Here is a 17,741-nt window from a genome sequence, read left to right as displayed (position 1 = left end):
GTAACATAAGCATATACACTTACATACCTTTCGTAACCGAAATTCTCTTGCGTGAGCACGCAAGAATTTTGCGGGCTACCCTGCGATTGTTGTCGAATGGTAGCGAATTTACCTAAAATCGTATCGAAGGGTGTATTGCTTCATGATCTGAATCGAAAAAAAGAGTAAGCCTGTCAGCTTATCTGGACAAAATCCGAATCCGAGAGGATCCCCATTTGCTTTGCCTTCAGTGCAGCTTCTATACGTGACTTCACATTCAACTTTTGAAAGAGATTGGTTAAGCAGTACTCGAGTGAACGCTGGCTCATGATCACCGTCCCCGCAATCTCCTTGTTGCTCTTTCCGCGAGCGATTTCCTTGAGAATACTATATTCTTTATCGGTTATAGACTGGGCTGCCGGCGCGCCTGCTGTTCGTTCCGGGCCATTTGCGGTATCGCGGCGGAGCTGCTTCACGAGTGTCAGCGGCAGAACGACCTCTCCTCGCAGCGCACACCGAACAGCCGTTACCAGCTGCTCTTTGCCCGACGTTTTCGAGACAAAACCTGCCAGTCCGGCCTCCATAATCAAATTAAAATGATTGCTGACTTCAAAGCCCGTATAAATCAGCATTACCGCGTCCGGAGCAATCCGGAGGATCTGCTTGGCCAAATCAATTCCGTTCATGCCCGGCATATGCATATCAATCAGCATCACGTCAAAATGCAGCGTGCTCACCAACTCCAGTGCCCGCTCCGGCGTATTGGCAATCTTCACGAACATATCCTTTTCCTGCTCAAGCAGCACCTTGGTTCCCTCCATCACCGAGGGATGGTCATCCACCAATAAAATTTCGATCATCGTCACTCATGACTCCTTCAGTCTGGTATCTTGCTTGCTTCACTGATGGCGAATTTATCTTGCCGTAATGGATATATAGACAGCCAACCCGCCGCTATCCGACGAGTCGAACTGGATTTTGCCGTTCATGCTTCTGACTCGCTCTTTCATGCCGCCAATCCCCATGCTGTTGAATTGGTCCGATTGCTGACTGGGGTCGATCCCAATCCCGTTGTCTTCATAACTCAGGTTGACTTCATCCGACTGGGTGGACAAACGGAGCCTTACCTCCGTCGCGTTGGAATGCTTCGTTGCATTGGCCAGCAGCTCCTGGACAATCCTGTACAATCCGATCAAATGGTCGTCACTGATATCATCATCGAAGTTTGAGCAGTCGAATTGTATGGAATAATTGGTTCGGAGCTGGGTAAATTCAAACAATGCCTCAAGCGAACGTTCCAACCCCTCCTCCTTCAGAAGCGGGGGACGAAGCTCGTTGCACGTAATTCGAATCTGATAAATGACATCCAGAAGGCCCTGCTCAATCTCCTCCAGCTGCGGGCGCAGATCCTCCGGCAGCTCATGATCCGAAGTAATCTGATTCAATTTCCTGTACCATATAATCTGTTCCTGAAGCGCGGCATCGTGAAGGTCCTGGGACAATCGCTTCCGCTCATTTTCGGATAAATGAAGCATGAGTCGCAGCAGCCATAGGGGCATGATCTGCTGGGATGAACCCAGCTTCTCCAGTTCCCTTGTTAAATCCTCAATGACGCGGAAGTTATCGTACAGAACACTTGCATAACGCGTAATGGTCTCCAGCCATATTTTTTGGGCCTGAATCAGGAGCAAGGGAACGTCGCCGCCAATACAGACAATGCTGCTATCCCCGTTCATTTCTCCAATCTTGACAAAATATCCATCACACATCTCAAACAGTTTACAGAACGGAATATGCCCAGGGCCACATGAATGGATCGCACGAATCACCCCTTGTGGCGGTTCTTTATGGCCCCCTTGGATTTTGATCTGCAGACTGTGGTGGTTTATCTGGATGAGGCTCACCCGATCCGTCCCCAGCACCTTCTTGATTTCCTGTACGATCCGGGCATTCAATTCACTGATCTTCACCATCCCGAAAAGATCGGAGGAGAACTGATCCAGGCTCATCTGCAGTCTGAAATACAGGTCCTCGCTCTCCCGGACAAGCCTTTCTGCCGCAATCCGCTCCCGTTCGGCCTGCTTCTGCTGCGTAACATCCCGAATAATGGTAAGCGCGGTATGATGTCCTATATATGGGATAGGTGTCGTTATGGCCTCAATATCAATGATCGTCCCATCCAGCCGGATTAGTTTGTTGCCGGCGAGCTCCGAGGTATTTCCGCTTGCGTACACATGTTCAACCTCAGACGTCACGAACTCGAGCTGGTCGGAAGGAATCACGTCCTGGAAGGAGGTGCCGTCCAATTGCGCGATGTCCGCAATTCCCAATAAGGATAAGCCCGCAGGATTCGCATAAATATAAGAAAAATCGGAATGCAGGAACATCGCAACCGGAGCGATATCCAGAATATGGCGGTTGATCCGGTCACTCTCCATAAGGGCCCTTTCCGCTGATTTACGGGCGGTTATATCCTCGAAAAAAACTTCAATCGTGTCCGATTCCGCATCATAAAGGGCCGTCGCCACGACATCGACCCGCTCTCCGTCAACCCGTCTTATGGATAGTTCTTCGGCAACAACTTCCCCTGTCCGAATCAGCTGCCTGAGCCGTTTGCGGGCCCACTCCTCATAGGGATCAAGCACCCAGTCCCAAGGATCGGTACCCAGGATGTTCTCAGGACCCGCCGCCCCAAGGATCCGAAGTCCGGCGGGATTCACGTACATGAGCTTGCGGTCCTTGCAGACTGCAATGGCAATCGGAGATAACTCCACCAGCCTGCGATACCGGTTCATGCTTTCCTTGAGCGCCTGTTCCATCTTCTTGCATTCTGTAATATCATACAGCGCCTCTTCCATGCGGAAGCGGGTGGTAATATCAACGGCAATGCCATCCGTGCGGATCATTTGATCGGCGTCATTCAACGTCGGAATCATCTTTACCTGAACCCAGCGAACATCACCATCCGCATGGATGATTCGGTATTCGGTATGAACGGCGTCGCCTTGTCGAAGTTTGTCAACCAAGGATCGGAACAGCGCCATATCCTCCGGATGGATCAGCGTTTCCCAGGAAAGGCCGCCTGCGAAATCATGATGTGAATAACCTGTGATTTTATGAAAAGCCAAAGAAGTATTTTGGATACTCCTTGTGGCAAAATCGTATGCCCAAATACCCACATCAAGCGTAAGCAGCATATCATCAAGCAAGCGGAATCTGCCTTCGGCCATGTCCAAGGCCTGGTGGCTTATCTTCCGCTGATATGCGACTTTGAACAAAAAAATCCAGAATGTCATGGTGAGGGCGACTAATACCAAGATGGTTGCCCCCAAGAAGTAGTTACACATGATGTTTGATGGTCTCCTTATGAAGCATACACGCAGTCATGTCAGATGCCTTGCGGTATACCGAATGCGAGCAGCGAATGAATCAAATGGCAGCCATATCATTTATCGGCAGATCCTTCACAAATGCGAAGATCAAGAATAGAGAAATTTTACGCAGCGATTCGAAGTGTCATATCCGCGAAAATAAACGAAGCAAAATAAAGCCCGAAGCAGCGTTGCGCTTCGAGCTTTTCTCATGAGATTTCCATTGTCCACGACGCTCATGCCAAATCCCACTCGGAGTGAATCTTGGGCACATCGGAAATCAACTGCTGGGTATAAGGATGCTGCGGATTCAAGATAACCTCTTCCGCCGGTCCCCGCTCCACGACTTTCCCTTGTTCCATAATATACAGCGTATCGCTTACATAATAAGCAAGCCCTACGTCATGGGTAATGAAAATAATCGTCATGTTGTTCTCATCTCGCAGCTTCAAGAGCATATCCAGTATCGTGGACCGCGAGCATGCATCGACCATGGAGGTCGGTTCATCCGCAATCAGCAGCTTCGGATGGAGCATGAAAATCCGGGCGATCATCAGGCGCTGCATTTGCCCGCCGGACAGTTCGAACGGGTATTTATTGTGCAGCTCCTCGAATTTCAGATTGACAAAGGAGCACGCTTCCTTCATTTTGCGGAATTGCTCCTCCTTCGTCAGTTTATCTCCCTGCAGCTTGATGCAATCGAGCAGCAGCTTCTCGACTTTATAGAAGAGATTGAACGAAGAGAACGGGTCCTGAAAGATCGCTTGGATATTTTTCCAATAGCGCTTGCGGTCTCTGTGCCGCTTCAGCTGCCTTGGCTTGCCCATATACTCTATCGTACCGCTGCTCTCCTTCAGCAGGCCCATGATCATTTTCGCCAGTGTCGTTTTGCCGCTTCCGCTCTCGCCGACAATCGATATGATTTCGCCTTCATGAAAGGTAAAGCTGACATCCTCCACGGCGGTGGTCTTCTGCTTCCCGTAACCGAACACCTTGGTGAGATGCTCTCCCCGAATCAGGACATCATTCCTCTTCATTTGCATACCACTCCTTAAGCACACCCGGTTCCACGATGCAGCGATACACGCGATCCTCCACGGTCCGGCTCGTTATCTTTCCCTTACGGCAGGCGTCTTGCACATAGGAACAGCGATCTGCAAACCGGCAGCCCTCCGGTACGTTTTTCAGATTAGGCGGGGTACCCGGGATAGCGGCTAGCTTATGGCCTTTCATGCCTTCCTCCGGCACAATGATGGAACCCATCAGCTTTTTCGTATAAGGATGGATCGGGTCAAAAATCATTTGCTCTGCGGTTCCGCGCTCCACGATCTCCCCTGCATACATGACGATGATGTCATCCGTTACGTGATAAAGCAGCGGCAGCTCGTGGGTGATGAATACCAGAGACTGAATATAGCCCCGATCCAGCAGACTTTTCAGCAGCTTGATCACCGCTTTCTGCGAGGTTACGTCCAGCGCCGAGGTCGGTTCGTCCGCAATCAGCACTTTGGGGTTCAGAATGGTGGAAATAGCGATCACCGTCCGCTGCTTCATGCCGCCTGACAGCTCGTTCGGATAGGAGTTCAACACCTTGGTTGACAAATTCAAGGTTTCGAACCGTTCCGCCGCCATATCCCACACCTGCTTCTTGTTCAGCTCAGGGCGATGCTCCTTCATAATATCCTCGACGAAATGAATGATTTTGAGCGTAGGATTCAGGGCATTCATAGCTGCTTGCGGGATATACGATATCTCTCTTCCCGACACCTGGGAACGGAGCTGTTCCTTGCCAAGCTTCATAATATCCGTGCCGCTTACGACAATCGAGCCGCTGCCATAATGCAGCGGTGGAAAATAGAAACCCATCAGGCTGAGCGCAAGGGTCGATTTGCCGCAGCCGGATTCACCGGCAATGCCAAGCGTCTTCCCCTTTTCGAGCGAGAAGCTCACCCCGTCTACGGCATAGACATGCTCCTTCAACCGGGTACGGTAATAGGTCTTCAATTCGTTCACTTCCAGTATATTTGTGCTCACAACACCCATCAGCTCCTAATCTTCGGATTGAATATCTCATCCATGCCGGTGTTCATCATGTACAAGGAGAAGGTGATGATGGCGATGGAGATCGCCGCCGGGATGAAGGCCCACCAAGCGCCGGCAACCGGTGCTTCAAATACGAGCGCCCAGTTCATGATGATGCCAAGGGAAATCGTGTTGTACGGTCCCAGCCCCAGCATCGAGATGGAAGCCTCGGACAGAATACCTGATGCCGTCTGCAGCACAAACGCCATGACAACATAGGAAGCGATGTACGGCAATATCTCCGAGATGATAATGCGCGGCGTGCTGTAGCCGGATATTTTCGCGATATTTACGTGATCCCGGTTTCGCAGCGAGGATGTCTGCGCACGTACGGCCCTGGCCGTCCAGGGCCAGCTGGTAATGCCAATGATAACCGCCGTAACAAACGAGCTGCGCGAATCGATGCTGACCGAGATCAGAATGAGGATGACAAAGGAAGGTATCACGATGAAAATGTTGGTGATGGCGGTCAGCAGATTATCAATCATGCCTCCGATATAACCTGAGGCTAAACCGATCACAAGACCAATCACAGTAGCAAATACGCCGGCAATCAGCCCAACCTGCAGGGAAGTCCGAATGCCATAGATCAATTCCAGGAATAAATCCCTGCCGAAGTTATCCGACCCCAGCAGCAGCTTCGAATCCGGTGGCTGGTACGCCAGGGCGATCATCTCCAGCGGATCGTTGCGGTTAAAGAGCGGGTAGATCAGCACCATCCCGATCATAGCCAGCAGCATGCAGGCTCCGAACATAAACTTTGGCGATTTGATCAATATGCGAAAGGAACTGTTCATATTATTGATCCTCCATCTGAGCGGCCTTGATTCTTGGATCGATCCAGCCGTAGATTAGGTCAATCGTAAAGTTGGCCAGCAGCACGGCCAGGGCGATCAAGAGGGTGCAGCCCGAAATTAACGGATAATCCAGCTGACGGATCGCCGTGAACATCCAGGTTCCGATTCCCGGATAACTGAATACGATTTCACAGATCAGCGAACCGCCCACCATCGTACCGATGGATAACGCCAATCCCGTGATCTGGGGCAGCATCGCATTTCGGAATACATACCTCGCGATCTTGGAGTCCCGTATCCCGAGAAGTTTGCTGTATAGTACGTAATCCGAATTCAGCTCATAGATGGACATCTCCCGCATGCCAATGGCTTGGCCGCCAATCGTAACCAGCACGATCGATAGAAATGGAAGCGTATGATGCCGAAGTACGGAAGCGAAGAATTCAAAGCTGAGTGACGGCACCATCTGGTAATCGTAGCCCCCATGCAGCGGAAACCAGTTCAGGGACAGGGCGAATACATACAGCATAATAATGGCTAAGGTAAAAAAAGGAATGGAATTCACGAACAAGGCCACCGGGAATATCACTTTATCGAATACGCCTTTGCGGTAAGCCGCAACGGCGCCCAGCACGTTCCCGATCAGCCAGCCAACCAGAATGGCCGGAAGCTGAAGCCCGATCGTCCATGGAACCGCCGAGGCCAGAATCTCCGTTACCGGTTTCGGATATAGGCCGAATGAAGTGCCCAGATTGCCTGTCGCCAAATTTTTCAGATAGATGAAGTACTGCTCCCATAAAGGCTTGTCGATTCCAAACTCGACGAGAAATGTCTCATAGACCCGTTTGATCGTATCGCTGTCGGTCATCCCCTGCGTCATCTCAGACACAATCATGCTCACCGGATTCCCTTCAATCATCCGGGGCAGCAGGAAATTCAGCGTGACCGCAATCACCAGCGTCAGAAAGTACCAGAAGAACTTCTTGACGATATATTTTCCGTAAACGCTCAAGCAGCTCACCCCCATGGATCACACCTTGAAATTGGTGGAAAAGAGACCTATATCAGGGGTGCAAATCCGCCAATATAGGTCTTGGTTCAATGAGTTATATCCATCAGTTATGAATCTGATACAGCGACTTGATACCGGCTCCATCCATCGAAATTTGAGGCGGTATGTTGCTGCCGTCCCCTTCCGTCGGGAAGCCCTTCCATACGGATTCATTGACCGTATCGAATACCCAAGGACGATACATGAGCGGAATCGATGGGATATCCTTTAACCAGATTTGGGTCAATTCAGTATAGAGCGCTTTCAATTCAGCTTCGTCCGTAATGGTTGGAATCTTCTCGATGATGGCATCGGCTTGCTCGTTCTTATACCGGCCCCAGTTGTAGAATGCCATCTCGCCCATTGGCGCAACGCCCTTGGAGTACATGATGGTCATCGCGCGGTTCCACGGCTGGCTTGGGCTGACCCCGCCTGCAGGCGTGTTCATGATGATATCGAACTTGCCGGTCTGTAGATCATTGGTCCATACCGGTGCTTCCGGAAATTTGGTTCGAATCTCGATACCGATTGCCTTCGCATTCTGGGCCACAATCTCAAGCGCCGCATTCCAATCCGACCAGCCGTATGGACACTCGATTTCAAACGGGCCGAGACGGGTTCCGTTCAAGACGCGGATGCCGTCTTTCCCCTTCGCGGCGCCGATGGAATCGAGCAGCGCATTGGCCGCATCCACATCCGTTGTCCATTGGAGCGGTTTGATAGCCGCCTGGTCTACATATTTCGCTTCGGCCTCCGTATTCAGCGTTAACGACGGCTCCATTGGGGCCGAGTAGCCGCTGATGGCCAGCTCCGAAATTTTACCGTAATCAATCGCCATAGCGATCGCTTTTCTGACATCCGCATTGTTGAGTCCTTCCTTCGTCATGTTGAAGAAGATCGATGGCATGGAGCCGGGCACATAATAGGGAGCCTCTTTGATATAGGTTTTAACCGGAGCCCCGCCCTCCCACATTTTCCATACCTGCGGAATAAACTGCTGCGATACGTCTACCTGACCGCTCTTGAATGCCAGATCACCCGCTGCATTGTCTTTATAGATGACATGGGTGATATATTTGGGAGCCGGCAGCTTGCCAAAGAGTGCCTGCCCCCAGTAGTTATCGTCCCGTACGATCGTGATCTTCTGATCATTATAAAAATACATTTTGTAAGGCCCCGTTCCGATCGGGTCCTCGTTGACTTCTTTACGAATGGTGGCTAGGTCGTTATTGGCTTTCATCTCGACCTCTTCCCATACATGTTTAGGCAGCATCGGCATGATCTCGATGCTGTCGAGCACCGTCAATTTGTTCGGATTGTCTTTATTCAGCTTGATGTTCACCGTTTGCGGCCCGTCTGCCGTTACGTCCTCGATGTAGGTCCAGAAGCTGCTCCAGTTAATGTCATATTTTTTGCCGAGATGGTAGGTATAAACGACATCATCGGAGGTGAATGGCTTGCCGTCACTCCATTTGGCATCCTTGTTCAATTCGATCTTCAGGGTCAGATCGTCGGTCCATTCATACTTGGTACCCAGCAGCGGCTCCAACTCGCCTGTCAGCTGATTGACCATGAACAAGGTTTCATAGACGAGTTCTCTGGAGTTTCCGTAGTTAATCGGAAACGCCGGGTTTCCGCTGAGCAGGTTAAAATTCGTAGGTGCCCCCCATTGCAAACCGTTCACGTATAGCGTTTCATTTCTCGGCGTCGCTTTCGCATCGCCCGACGGTGCCGGCTCATCACTGCCTCCGGGTGTGTTTACCTCTTCTTTGGGCGGCGGCGGATCTGATGCGGTCGGTGGCGTTACACTCTGGCATCCGGCAGCAAAAAAAGACGCGACCAACAAAAGAATGAACATGGGTCTCAGAACGGTCTTCAGCTTCACTTGTGAACCCTCCATTCATGGAAATGTGTTCTCACTTAAGTGCTGAGTATCCGGCACAGACATATGTTATCTGCAAGCGCTTTCTCGATGAATTTATATGTTCCTCCACTCCATCTGAGTACGAATAAATTTTGTTATTTTTATTCAAGCCTCAAGGATTTTTCCAATTGACGTCGAACTTGAATGGACAAGGTAATCTAGCGGACGATTCGATACTCTTCAAAGGGGTGGGCCTACTGCCTGTGATTAAAGATGTTTTGCTGCAGTTGTTGTTTGCATTGATGCCTTTTGTCGCATACAACATCTATTACAGAAAACTGACAGTCAACTATTCCCGTAATTTCATCATTGTCATTTGTTCGCTGTGCATGCTGCTGTCCATGACCTTTGCTTCGTCCGTTCAAAGCGGGCTGATCTTTGACGTGCGGTATGTCATTATGTTCTTCGGCATGCTGTTCGGAGGGTTCCTGACTGGGGCAATTCTCCTTGTGGAATTTCTAATCTACAGGTTGTACATTGGCGGATCCGGCATGATCGACGCCATTATTATCTTGATCTTTACGTTCCCGCTGTCCGTTCTATTGTCATTCATGTACCATCGAACCAAACACAAATTTTGGATCGTTTTTATAGCAGGTATCAGCTTCTCTATTCTCCCGCTCACGATACTCTACATAAACAAACCTGACTACATCATAAATAACTTCGTATTCAATATTCTAGCTATGCCGGTTCATAACTCGCTCGGAATATGGCTTCTCGTGACCCTGTTTAACAAATCCGTATCCGACAAAGAGCTTTATCTGCGGTATATCCAGAATGAGAAAGCCGAAGCCGTCAATCATGTCGCCGCATCCCTTGCCCATGAGGTCCGCAATCCGCTGACAACCGTGCTTGGGTTCCTGCAATTGATTAAGAGCGGTACGTTCCCTCAGGAAAAAACCGAACGTTTTCTGGAAATCAGCATGGAGGAAATTCGCCGGACCGAGCAAATCTTGTCCGAGTATCTCTCGATCAGCAAACCACACTTGCCGTTTCAGCAAAGAATCGAGCTTTCGGCCCAGATCAAGTCTGTTGTCGAGCTCATGATTTCATATGCTAATATGAGCAACGTGACCCTCAGCGCTGATTACCCTCAGCTCCCCATTTACATTTTAGGCAGTCCGGCGGAGCTCAAGCAGCTGTTGGTCAACTTTATTAAGAATGCGATTGAGGCCAGCAAAGACGTCGACAGAGGCACGGTCCACGTCACCATCTATGAAGAAGCAGAACAGGTGTCCATCGAAATCAAAGATAACGGGATCGGCATGACCCCTGAGCAATTGAGTCGTCTCGGTTCAATCTACTATTCCACTAAAATGAGCGGCACCGGACTTGGACTCACCTTCTCCTATCAAGCCATTCGCGCCATGAATGGAAGTGTCTCGGTTCGGAGCTCGCCACGATCAGGAACGGTGTTTCTCATCACGCTCCCGCACGCCAATATAAATCCATAACATAGGTAATTTCCGCGCGCAATCTGTTAACGATAAAGAGAGACGCCCCTGTAGATACCAGAGCGTCTCTCTTTTATGGAATAATATTTCTTTCGCTGCAAAAACTCTGTTGTTTTTGCTTAAGTGGTATCAGCCTTATTGGTATTTAGGGAGCCAGTCTCCATGCGCCTCAATCAGGTCGTCGCACAGGCTCTTGATGTCATCGATGGACAGCTCGGCAGCCGTATGCGGGTCGAGCATCGCCGCATGATAGATATGCTCCTTCTTGCCGGTTGCCGCCGCTTCCAGCGTCAGCAGCTGGGTATTGATATTGGTGCGGTTCAGAGCGGCACATTGCGGAGGCAGATCGCCGACATAGGTCGGGGTTACGCCGCTGGCATCGACCAGACACGGAACCTCAACGCAAGCTTCCTTCGGAAGGTTCGTGATCAGTCCCGTGTTCATTACATTGCCGCCGATTTTGAACGGAACATTGGTCTCGATCGCTTCCAAAATGTAAGAAGCATATTCATGGGAGCGGTTGTGCTTCAGATCCTGGTTGTTGACCAAATCCTCGCGCATCGCCTTCCATCCCTCGATTTGGTTCACACAGCGACGTGGATATTCATCCAGCGGGATATTAAAGCGCTCAATAAGCTCCGGATAGTTACGCTTGATGAAATATGGATGGTACTCGGCGTTATGCTCGGACGACTCCGTAATGTAGTAACCGAAGTTCAGCATCATCTCGAGACGAACCATATCATGATGCTTCTCCTTCTGCTTCTCGGCCGCGCGCTTCTTAATTTCCGGATACAGGTCCACGCCATCCTTCGTTACCTCAAGCAGCCATGCCATATGGTTAATGCCGGCGATCTTGGCCTGCACGCCTTCCTTGTCCATCCCCAGATTATCGAACAGATGCGGAATGCAAGCCTGTACGCTGTGGCACAGACCTACCGTTTGCACGCCGCCCAGCGTGTTCATCGCATTGGTCAGCACCGCCATGGGGTTCGTATAGTTCAAGAACAGCGCCTGTGGACAAACTTCCCGCATATCGGCCGCAAAATCCAGCATGACCGGGATGGTGCGGAGATTACGGAAAATCCCGCCGATTCCCACAGTATCCGCAATCGTCTGTCTGAGTCCATACTTCTTCGGAATTTCAAAGTCCGTAATCGTACACGGATCGTATCCTCCGACCTGGATGGCATTGATGACATATTTTGCTCCGCGAAGAGCTTCCTTGCGGTCACTGTATGATTTGACGACACAGGTACTGCCGCTGGTCTTCTTTATATTATTCAACATGTTCTCCGAATCTTTCAAACGGATCGGGTCAATATCATACAAAGCAAGTTCAAATCCCTGCAAGGCCGGGGTCTGCATGCAATCCCCCAGGACATTCTTGGCAAATACGGTACTTCCTGCTCCGATAAATGTAATCTTAGACATCAATTAATTCCCTCCCTAAACTCCATGAATTAATACGCTTTCACAAGACTAACTATATGATAATCGGTCTTTTTTGAATATGGAGCAAAACAAGTGCGATATGGACATTTGTTGTTTCATTAGGTAAGCTAACCCTAATTCAACATCCACGATATCGATTGATCTCGCACACGTTTAAGGGGGATAGCGCATGTCTATTTTGCCAGACCATACGCTCTACACGATTGGTATGAATCCTTCGCCGGGCGGTCACGACCTGAACATCCTGTTCAGCGGTGAGGGAACTCCCATACCACGCCACAAAATCGGTCCGATCATTCATGATTACTGCCTCATACACACCGTCTTAACAGGCCAAGGCATCTTCGAGTGTGCCGGCATCGTGCATCATTGCCAGGCAGGCGACACCTTCGTGATCCTTCCCGGTGTTCTTTTCAGCTATGAAGCCGATGATCGGAACCCCTGGCACTATAACTGGGTTGCATTACAAGAAAAAGGCACCAAGATGCTGCTGGCCGACATGGGTGTTACGCCGGCTAAGCCGATTATCCACTGCACGGATGAAGCTGAGCTAAGGTCGCTGATCGACATGTACCGTCATCTCCGTCTGGGCTTTAACCAATCGGATCATCCCTGGCTTGAGGACCTTCAGGCTTCCGGGTGGCTCCGATTGCTGCTCCATAAGCTGGCGATGTTAAACCGTGAGCATCTTCCGTCAAACTCCAATGACGTGCCGGATATCGAGCGAGGCGTAAGGCAGACCGAGAGATGGATCTCGACCCAGTATCATCAACAGCTCTCCATTGATCAAATGGCCAAAACGCTTGGCTATCACCGGGCACATCTGTCCAAAATGTTCAAACAGCATACAGGCATGTCCCCCATGCAATATCTCATGAAGGTACGTATTGAGAAAGCCAAATCGCTCATGAAATCGTCCTTCTCCATTCATGAGATTGCTTCCTCTGTCGGTTTCAATGATGCACTCTATTTCTCCAAGCAGTTTCGCAAATGGACAGGCATGACCCCAAGCGAGTATAAATACAGCCTGGAGAAAGGCTCTACTAAAGCATGATCTATAGACAGGCAAGATATCTAATGCGGGCCCAAACAAGAGCATACGAAAAAGCTGCCGGCATTCCTGCCGGCAGCTCCTTTTTGAAAAGATTTAACTTAAGCCCGCTCCTCATACAACTGCACGATTTCAATAATCGTTTGAACGGCCAATACCATATTGTCGGCGGATACATACTCATACCGCCCGTGGTAGTTCTCCCCGCCCGTAAAAATATTGGGTGTTGGCAGGCCCATGTACGACAGTTGAGAACCATCAGTGCCACCGCGAATGGGTTCGATGATCGGCTTGATTCCCAGCTTCTCCATGGCTGTCTGGGCGATGTCGACCACTATTTTGACCGGCTCGATTTTTTCACGCATATTGTAATACTGATCTTTCATCTGAAGGATGATCCGCTCGGCTCCATACTTGTTTTGAAGCTCCTCTACGATGGAGGCCAGCTTGGCCTTTCTTCCTTCGAAAAGCTCCCGGTCATGATCGCGGATAATATAACGAAGCTCGGTCAGCTCCACATCACCCTCGATGGAAGTAAGATGATAGAAGCCTTCATAACCTTCGGTATGTTCAGGCGCTTCTTCCGCGGGGAGCATGCTGTTCAGCTCCATGGCGATTTTCGCCGCGTTAACCATTTTGTTTTTGGCCGTTCCGGGATGGACATTCTTCCCTTTGCAAGTGACCAGCGCCGCTGCCGCATTAAAACTTTCGTATTGAAGCTCCCCGAGCGGTCCGCCATCCATCGTATATGCGTATTTAGCCCCAAAGGCCTCCACGTCGAACTTGTGCGGTCCTCTCCCGATCTCCTCATCCGGCGTAAAAGCAACCCGGATTTTACCGTGCTTCAGTTCCGGGTGTTGGATTAAATAAGCCATCGCTGTCATAATCTCGGCAATTCCCGCTTTATCATCAGCTCCAAGCAAGGTGGTGCCATCCGTTGTAACGAGTGTATGCCCCTTGTAGCCATTCAGCTCCGGAAAATCCCGCGGGGAGAGCACCACATTCTGCGCTCTGTTCAGAATGATGTCTTGTCCGTCATATTGTTCGACGATCTGCGGCTTGACACCGGCGCCCGTAAAATCGGTAGCCGTATCGATATGTGCCAAAAAGCCGATGGTCGGGATTGGTTTATCCGAGTTTGCCGGAAGTGTGGCCATCACATAGCCATTCTCATCCATCGTGACATCCTGCATGCCGCTTTCCTTCAGCTCGTCCACCAGCAGCTGACCCAGTGTCAGCTGTCCCGGTGTCGAAGGGCAGGTATTACTGTTCTCGTCTGACTGCGTATCCACTTGTGCATAGGTAATGAGTCTGTCGATTACTTCTTTTTTCATAAATTCTCAACTCCAATACGTATGGGTATGTAAGGTGCACCTCTCAAATCCATGAAGAGTATACCATATTTGGCCGCACTCAATCAAAACCACCCGTGTGAACGGGTGGTTTGCTCTGCGGCTGAAAGCCTTTGTTACTGGCCAGCCCTAAAGGGCATTGAATCGTTCGCCAACCGCACTACTTTTTCGGCTACCCCTTAAGGGGCCTTCTAGTTCTTCTTCTTTCGTTTGCTTCCTGTTTCTTCTCCTGTGAATGGATCTATATACTCTTCCAGCGTCATTTGCTCTGCAACCACGTCTTCTTGTAACTGATTTCGTATATACTCTTCAATCACTTTCTTGTTCCTTCCTACCGTGTCCACATAAAACCCTTTACACCAGAATTTTCGATTCCCATACTTATATTTTAAATTTGCATGGCGATCAAATATCATTAAGCTACTCTTCCCTTTTAAATACCCTATAAATGATGACACACTTATTTTCGGCGGTATACTTACCAGCATGTGTATATGATCTTTACATGCCTCTGCTTCTATAATTTCTACACCTTTTCTTTCACACAATTGTCTTAGTATTTTTCCTATATCTCTTTTCAATTTCCCATAGATCACTTGTCTTCTGTACTTTGGTGCAAACACTATGTGATACTTACAATTCCATTTTGTATGTGCTAAACTGTTCACATCAGATGCCATCTGATCTCCTCCTCGTGTTTTAAATTTGGTTGGCGAACCGAATTTATCTTAACACTTCGGAGGATTTTTTTTATACAACGCTTAAGCTATCCTGAACCATACGCATAGCGTATGGTTTTCTTTTTACAAAAAAATAACCGTCCCCCGAAAACCTCGGAAAACGGTTATTGCGAACCATAAAATACGCGCTTTATTCAAAAGCCGGCAGCGCAATCTCGGAGTAGTTATCCTCGAAGAACTTTTTCACTTCCGGGCTGGTCATCGCCTTGGCAAGCTTCTGGATCGGCTCGGAATCCACATTATCTTTACGGGCCACCAGCGTAATGGTGAAATCGGAGTCGTTGCCTTCGGTTACGAGAGCATCTTTCTTAGGGGTAAGTCCCAGCGGTTTCGCGTATGCTGGCGTCATGGCAACCATATCGACGTCGTCGACCGTACGGGCCAGCATGAGCAGATCCACCTCGGTGAACTTGTATTTATGCGGATTCTCCACGATATCCGCCTGCGTCGCTTGAATGCCGACACCTTCCTTCAGCTTAATCAGGCCGTTCTTCTCGAACATCACCAGGGATCGGCCGATGTTGGAAGGGTCGTTAGGAATCGCTATGCTTGCACCATCCGGAAGCTCTTCGATGGTCTTATATTTTTTGGAGTAGGCTCCAAAAACGGCATTATAGATCGGCGTGACCGGAACCAATTCAGAGCCGTTGTTCGCATTGTACTCTTCCATGTACGGCACATGCTGGAAGAAGTTCGCATCTACCTCTTTATGGGCCAGCGCATTGTTCGGCTGCACATTATCCGACAAGATCTGGATTTCAAGGTTGATGCCTTCTTCCTTCAGCATCGGCTTCACCAGATCAAGCACCTCGGTCATTGGCGGAATGAGCGTTGCGACTTTTAATGTAACTTCTTCCGCGGCATCGGGTGCAGCGCTCTCCGGAGCCTTGTCCTTGGCAGGTTGCTGTCCGCAGCCTGCCAGCACCAGCAAGAGGGTCAGCATCAGCAGCATTAATTTCTTATTCATCGTTTGGTTACCTCCAGTTAAAATATAATCGGTGTACATACGTTCAAAAAACAGAATTAAACTTTTCTCTTATCCAGCAGTCTGGATGCCAAATTCCCGCCGAACTGGATGGACTGTACCAGAATGATCATAATGATGATCGTAAATGACATTAGCTCTCCCTCAAATCGCTGGTACCCGTAACGGATCGCGAAGTCCCCGACGCCACCCCCGCCCACGATCCCCATCACCGTAGAGTACGAGATGAAACTGATCGTGGATGTTGTCAGCCCAAGCACAAGGCCCGAACGGGCCTCTACATACAGGAATTTGTATATCATCTGGAGTGTGGATGCCCCCATGGAAGCGGCCGCCTCCATCACTTCCTTCGGCACCTCCAGCAAGGATTGCTCTACCAGCCTTGAATAGTAAGCCACCGCAACGACGGATAAAGGCACCGCAGCGGCCAGCGTCCCCAGGGAAGTGCCGACGATCCATCTCGTGACCGGTATCATAATGACAACCAGAAGCAGAAACGGAAATGATCGTATGACGTTAACCAAGGCATTCAAAATGGAGAATAGAAGGCGATTCTCATACTGCTGGCCTTTTCGACACAAAAATAGCAGTGTTCCGACCGGAAGACCCAGTATTATAGCGGCAGCAATCGATATGCCCACCATGATGAACGTCTCGCCAATCGCCCGCCAGATTTCATTCTGATACTGCAGGACATAGGCAAAATAATCACTTAAATATGGAATGATGTCATTCATGGAACTAACCATCCCCCACTTTCCCTGCACCGTCCATTGAAGACCCGGAACCCCGAGAAGTCTCTCCATCGCTTAGCTGATTGCGGTACGTTCTGCTCAGACGTCCGTTCTCCATAACGGACACCTGGTCGCAAATGTCGTTCACCACGTCCATCTCGTGGGAAACGATTACGATGGTTACCCCCAGCGTTCGGTTGATATGCCGGAGCACCTCCAGAATATCCGCGGTTGTCTGGGGATCCAAGGAAGAGGTCGGCTCATCGCACAACAAGACGGTCGGCGAATTGGCTAACGCTCTGGCAATCGCTACCCGCTGCTTCTGCCCGCCGCTTAGCTGAGCCGGATACGACTTCGCTTTATCCTCAAGTCCGACAAAACGCAGAACCTCCTGGACACGATTCGCCCGTTCGGTCTTCGGTACCTTTGCGAGCTCAAGCGGCATCGAAACATTGCCCCATACCGTCCGGTTGCTGACCAGCTGGAACAACTGAAAGATCATGCCAATCGATCTTCTTGCCTCCCGAAGCTCCCTGCCGCCAAGGGAGGTCAGCTCCTGACCATTCACCACGACTCGGCCGGAATCCGGTCTCTCCAGTACATTCATGATGCGCAGCAGCGTCGATTTTCCGGCTCCGCTCGTGCCGATGATTCCGTGTATGCTTCCCTCCTCAATATGAAGAGAGACAGCGTCTATCGCCTGATAACGGTCACTGCCGCTGCCAAAGCTTTTACTGACCTCTTGCAGTGAGATCATGATAAT

Annotated in this window: 15 protein-coding genes; 2 read left to right on the top strand and 13 right to left on the bottom strand. The window is 49.9% G+C overall.

The window, feature by feature from the left end:
* Nucleotides 1-173 precede the first annotated feature (173 nt).
* From AC0VZ8_RS07170 to AC0VZ8_RS07140, 7 genes are all read right to left on the bottom strand, one after another.
* A complete protein-coding gene (locus AC0VZ8_RS07170) occupies nt 174-839 on the bottom strand; it encodes a response regulator transcription factor (protein ID WP_260066962.1) in 666 nt (221 codons plus the stop codon).
* A gap of 54 nt (nt 840-893) precedes the next feature.
* Nucleotides 894-3,326 (bottom strand): sensor histidine kinase, encoded by a 2,433-nt coding sequence (locus tag AC0VZ8_RS07165; protein WP_475486500.1) that lies wholly within the window; start codon nt 3,324-3,326, stop codon nt 894-896.
* Between the two features lie 260 nt (nt 3,327-3,586).
* Nucleotides 3,587-4,387, bottom strand: coding sequence for an ABC transporter ATP-binding protein (locus AC0VZ8_RS07160; protein WP_100540692.1), 801 nt, complete (start codon nt 4,385-4,387; stop codon nt 3,587-3,589).
* A complete protein-coding gene (locus AC0VZ8_RS07155) occupies nt 4,374-5,384 on the bottom strand; it encodes an ABC transporter ATP-binding protein (protein WP_475486499.1) in 1,011 nt (336 codons plus the stop codon). Before AC0VZ8_RS07155 ends, AC0VZ8_RS07160 begins: the two co-directional genes overlap by 14 nt.
* An 8-nt stretch (nt 5,385-5,392) precedes the next feature.
* On the bottom strand, nt 5,393-6,229 hold the full coding sequence (locus AC0VZ8_RS07150) for an ABC transporter permease (RefSeq protein WP_071223543.1): 837 nt from the start codon (nt 6,227-6,229) through the stop codon (nt 5,393-5,395).
* Nucleotide 6,230: 1 nt separating this feature from the next.
* Nucleotides 6,231-7,241, bottom strand: coding sequence for an ABC transporter permease (locus AC0VZ8_RS07145; RefSeq protein ID WP_475486498.1), 1,011 nt, complete (start codon nt 7,239-7,241; stop codon nt 6,231-6,233).
* Between the two features lie 103 nt (nt 7,242-7,344).
* A complete protein-coding gene (locus AC0VZ8_RS07140) occupies nt 7,345-9,165 on the bottom strand; it encodes an ABC transporter substrate-binding protein (protein ID WP_475486497.1) in 1,821 nt (606 codons plus the stop codon).
* A 242-nt stretch (nt 9,166-9,407) separates the two neighbouring features.
* On the opposite strand from AC0VZ8_RS07140, the gene AC0VZ8_RS07135 reads away from it, so the two are divergent.
* A complete protein-coding gene (locus AC0VZ8_RS07135; protein ID WP_475486496.1) occupies nt 9,408-10,661 on the top strand; it encodes an ATP-binding protein in 1,254 nt (417 codons plus the stop codon).
* 135 nt (nt 10,662-10,796) lie between these two features.
* Here AC0VZ8_RS07135 and melA read toward each other — a convergent pair whose 3' ends face one another.
* Nucleotides 10,797-12,095: an alpha-glucosidase/alpha-galactosidase gene (gene melA / locus AC0VZ8_RS07130; protein ID WP_113056501.1), complete on the bottom strand. Its 1,299-nt coding sequence runs from the start codon at nt 12,093-12,095 to the stop codon at nt 10,797-10,799.
* A 190-nt stretch (nt 12,096-12,285) separates the two neighbouring features.
* Here melA and AC0VZ8_RS07125 point away from each other — a divergent pair, with 190 nt between their 5' ends.
* Nucleotides 12,286-13,170 carry a helix-turn-helix transcriptional regulator gene (locus tag AC0VZ8_RS07125; RefSeq protein WP_071223547.1) on the top strand — a complete coding sequence of 295 codons (885 nt, stop codon included), beginning with the start codon at nt 12,286-12,288 and terminating at the stop codon, nt 13,168-13,170.
* 98 nt (nt 13,171-13,268) lie between these two features.
* Here the strand turns inward: AC0VZ8_RS07125 and pepT are convergent, their stop codons facing one another.
* From pepT to AC0VZ8_RS07100, 5 genes are all read right to left on the bottom strand, one after another.
* Nucleotides 13,269-14,501: a peptidase T gene (pepT, locus tag AC0VZ8_RS07120; RefSeq protein WP_475486495.1), complete on the bottom strand. Its 1,233-nt coding sequence runs from the start codon at nt 14,499-14,501 to the stop codon at nt 13,269-13,271.
* A 209-nt stretch (nt 14,502-14,710) separates the two neighbouring features.
* On the bottom strand, nt 14,711-15,199 hold the full coding sequence (tnpA, locus tag AC0VZ8_RS07115; RefSeq protein ID WP_071223663.1) for an IS200/IS605 family transposase: 489 nt from the start codon (nt 15,197-15,199) through the stop codon (nt 14,711-14,713).
* Between the two features lie 190 nt (nt 15,200-15,389).
* Complete coding sequence (locus AC0VZ8_RS07110) at nt 15,390-16,226, bottom strand: MetQ/NlpA family ABC transporter substrate-binding protein (RefSeq protein WP_475486494.1); 837 nt, start codon at nt 16,224-16,226, stop codon at nt 15,390-15,392.
* 56 nt (nt 16,227-16,282) lie between these two features.
* Nucleotides 16,283-16,981 carry a methionine ABC transporter permease gene (locus tag AC0VZ8_RS07105; protein ID WP_071223550.1) on the bottom strand — a complete coding sequence of 233 codons (699 nt, stop codon included), beginning with the start codon at nt 16,979-16,981 and terminating at the stop codon, nt 16,283-16,285.
* Between the two features lie 4 nt (nt 16,982-16,985).
* Complete coding sequence (locus AC0VZ8_RS07100; protein WP_475486493.1) at nt 16,986-17,735, bottom strand: methionine ABC transporter ATP-binding protein; 750 nt, start codon at nt 17,733-17,735, stop codon at nt 16,986-16,988.
* Nucleotides 17,736-17,741: the final 6 nt, after the last annotated feature.

It is taken from the genome of Paenibacillus sp. QJM3NY_38, from assembly GCF_056173265.1.
Note: the sequence above shows the minus strand (reverse complement) of the source record. Positions and strands in the feature narration are given on the sequence as shown.